The 1326-nt window shown below is 55.5% G+C and carries 1 rRNA gene; it reads right to left on the minus strand.

Annotated elements, in window-relative coordinates:
- A 23S ribosomal RNA gene (locus tag ON063_RS14535) occupies window positions 1-1326 on the minus strand; the annotation flags it as partial.

Below are 1326 nucleotides of genomic sequence, written 5' to 3' on the forward strand. Positions count from 1 at the left end.
ACGGTGGTACGGCGGTACAGGAATATCGACCTGTTGTCCATCGCCTACGCCTTTCGGCCTCGGCTTAGGTCCAGACTAACCCTGAGCGGACGAGCCTTCCTCAGGAAACCTTAGGCTTTCGACGGAGGGGATTCTCACCCCTCTTTTCGCTACTCACACCGGCATTCTCACTTCCAAGCGCTCCACGGCTCCTCACGATACCGCTTCACTGCTGCTTGGAACGCTCTCCTACCATCCCTTACGGGATCCATAGCTTCGGTGGTATGTTTAGCCCCGTTACATTTTCGGCGCGGCGCCACTCGACTAGTGAGCTATTACGCACTCTTTGAATGGTGGCTGCTTCTAAGCCAACATCCTAGTTGTCTGTGCAGCGCCACATCCTTTTCCACTTAACATACACTTGGGGACCTTAGCTGATGGTCTGGGCTGTTTCCCTCTCGACTACGGATCTTATCACTCGCAGTCTGACTCCCGAGTACAAGTTGCTGGCATTCGGAGTTTGACTGAATTCGGTAACCCTGTGGGGGCCCCTAGTCCAATCAGTGCTCTACCTCCAGAACTCTTCACCTCGAGGCTAGCCCTAAAGCTATTTCGGAGAGAACCAGCTATCTCCAGGTTCGATTGGCATTTCACCGCTACCCACACCTCATCCCCGCACTTTTCAACGTGCGTGGGTTCGGACCTCCAGTCAGTGTTACCTGACCTTCATCCTGGACATGGGTAGATCACCTGGTTTCGGGTCTACGACGACGCACTGATGCGCCCTGTTCAGACTCGCTTTCGCTGCGGCTCCGCCTCATCGGCTTAACCTCGCCCGCCATCGTAACTCGCCGGTTCATTCTACAAAAGGCACGCCATCACCCGTGAACGGGCTCTGACTACTTGTAGGCATACGGTTTCAGGATCTGTTTCACTCCCCTTGCGGGGTGCTTTTCACCTTTCCCTCACGGTACTGGTTCACTATCGGTCACTAGGAAGTATTTAGCCTTGGGAGATGGTCCTCCCGGATTCCGACGGGGTTTCACGTGTCCCGCCGTACTCAGGATCCACTCTGGAGGGGATGGGGTTTCGGCTACAGGGCCGTCACCTTCTCTGGCCGACCTTTCCAGGTCGTTCACCTACCCTATCCCTTTGTAACTCCGTGTAGAGTGTCCTACAACCCCAGGAAGCATGCTTCCTGGTTTGGGCTGTTCCCGTTTCGCTCGCCGCTACTCAGGGAATCGAATTTTCTTTCTCTTCCTCCGGGTACTTAGATGTTTCAGTTCCCCGGGTGTGCCTCACGCCACGCTATGTATTCACGTGGGTGTCCCGCCAGTCTCCCGGCGG

Origin of the sequence: Exiguobacterium sp. B2(2022) (genome assembly GCF_028823655.1) — a bacterium.
GTDB classification, from domain to species: domain Bacteria; phylum Bacillota; class Bacilli; order Exiguobacteriales; family Exiguobacteriaceae; genus Exiguobacterium; species Exiguobacterium aestuarii_A.